This window comes from Nocardiopsis prasina DSM 43845, from assembly GCF_000341265.1.
In the GTDB taxonomy this organism is placed as follows: Bacteria; Actinomycetota; Actinomycetes; order Streptosporangiales; family Streptosporangiaceae; genus Nocardiopsis; species Nocardiopsis prasina.
Window position 1 is genome coordinate 1 of the sequence record NZ_ANAE01000015.1, and the last position, 2,274, is coordinate 2,274.

The window sequence follows — 2,274 nt, forward strand, 5'->3', positions numbered from 1 at the left end:
CGGATGGGTTCCAGGAACCCGCCCGGCGCCGTCTCGCGCGCCCGGTCGCCGGCGGTGTCGGGGGTGCGGGGACGGTCGGTCATCGACGGCCCGCATGCGGCTGTTCGCCGCGCAATGCGCTCTGGAGCTCCACCAGCCGCCGGCCCTCGTCGCCGCGGGCCGCCCGGTGCCAGCCGCCGTCGGGACCCATCCGCCACGACGCCGTGGTGTCGGCCATGGCCAGGTCCATGAGCTCCACCAGGCGGGTGCGCTGGGCGGGGTCTTCGACCCTGACCAGCGCCTCGACCCGCCGGTCCAGGTTGCGCGGCATGAGGTCGGCGCTGCCTATCCACACCTGCGGGCTGCCTCCGTTCTCGAAGACGAAGATCCGGGAGTGCTCCAGGAACCGTCCGAGGATACTGCGGACCCGGACGGTTTCGGAGACGCCCTCCAGGCCGGGGCGCAGAACGCAGCTGCCGCGGACCCACAGGTCGACGGGGACGCCCGCGCGCGAGGCCCGGTAGAGGGCGTCGACGATCTCTTCGTCGACCAGGGAGTTGACTTTGATGCGGATGCGGGCGGGCTCGCCGCGCGCGTGGGCCGCCACCTCCCGGTCGATGCGCCGCGTCAGGCCTTCGCGGAGCCCGGAGGGCGCCACCAGCAGCCGCCGGTAGGCGGATTTCCGGGAGAAGCCGGTGAGGCGGTTGAACAGGTCGCTGAGGTCGTCGCCGACTTCGGGGGCGGCGCTGAACAGCCCGAAGTCCTCGTATACGCGGGCGGTTCCGGGGTTGTAGTTGCCCGTCCCGACGTGGCAGTAGCGGCGTAGGACGCCGTCCGCGTCGCGGCGCACGACCAGGGCGAGCTTGCAGTGGGTCTTGAGCCCGACGACGCCGTAGACGACGTGGCATCCGGCCTCTTCGAGCTTGCGGGCCCACAGGATGTTGTTGTGCTCGTCGAAGCGCGCCTTGATCTCGACCAGGACCACGACTTCTTTTCCGGCGCGGGCGGCTTCGATGAGCGACTCCACGATCGGGGAGTCGCCGCTGGTGCGGTAGAGGGTCTGTTTGATCGCGACGACGTCGGGGTCGGCGGCGGCCAGGGCGAGGAACCGTTCGGTGGTGGTGGTGAAGGACTCGTAGGGGTGGTGGACCAGCAGTTCCCCGCTGCCGACCGCGTCGAAGAAGCCGTCCTGGGCCAGGGCGTCGGGTTCTGCGGGCGCCACCGGCGAGAAGCGCAGGTCCGGGCGGGGAAGGTCGGCGATCTGGTCGAGCCCGGCGAGGCTGAGGGGACCGGGCACGCGGTAGATCTCGCGCTCTTCCGCGCCCAGTTCGCGGCGCAGGATGTCCAGGACGTCGTCGGAGACGGTCTCTTCGGCCTCCAGCCGCACGAGCGGGCCGAACCGGCGCCGCCGCAGCTCGTTCTCCAGCGACTGGACGAGGTCGTCGGTTTCGTCCTCGTCGAGTTCCAGGTCGGCGTTGCGGGTGACGCGGAAGGCGTGGTGCTCCAGCACCTGCATACCTTCGAACAGTACCGGCAGGTGCGCGGCGACGACGTCCTCGGTGGGCACGAAGCGGTCGTCGCCCAGGTCGGCGAACCGGGGCATGGCCGAGGGCATTTTGACGCGGGCGAACATGGTCCGCCCGGTCTGCGGGTCGCGGACGGTGACGGCCAGGTTGAGCGAGCGGCCGGAGATGTAGGGGAACGGGTGGGCGGGGTCGACGGCGAAGGGGGTGAGCAGGGGGTAGATCGAGCCGTGGAAGAGCGAGCGCATGCGTTCGCGCTCGTCGGCGTCGAGGTCGTCCCAGCGCACGATGCGGATTCCGGCGTCGGCGAGGGCGGGGGCGACCGATTCGTGCAGGCAGCGTGCCTGGCGCAGCATCAGTTCGCGTGCGACGTCGGAGATGCTGCGGAGCAGGTCGTCGGGGTGGTGGCGGGTGGCGGAGGTGACGGCGACGCCGGTGGCCAGCCGCCGTTTGAGTCCGGCGACGCGCACCATGAAGAACTCGTCGAGGTTGGCGGAGAAGATGGAGAGGTAGCGGACGCGTTCCAGCAGCGGTATGTCGGCGTCTTCGGCGAGCTCCAGGACCCGCTGGTTGAACCGCAGCCAGCCCGTTTCGCGGTCGAGGAAGCGATCGGCGGGGAGGTCGGCGGAAGGTTCGGCGCTTCGTCCCTTTTCAACCGGTTCAGCAGTCACCGGGGCAGACTCTCCCATCGGGCTGAACGCCGGTGGACGCCGCGGTTTCCGCGCGATGACACCGGTGAGTGCCCGCGCCGCTGCGGCATCCGCAGGCGGAG

1 protein-coding gene is annotated in these 2,274 nt (G+C 70.8%); it reads right to left on the bottom strand.

All coding sequences use genetic code 11. From position 1 onward, the window contains the following. Positions 1–79: 79 nt before the first annotated feature. Complete coding sequence (locus tag D452_RS0100915) at positions 80–2,173, bottom strand: RNA degradosome polyphosphate kinase (protein WP_017542302.1); 2,094 nt, start codon at positions 2,171–2,173, stop codon at positions 80–82. Between the last annotated feature and the right edge of the window lie 101 nt (positions 2,174–2,274).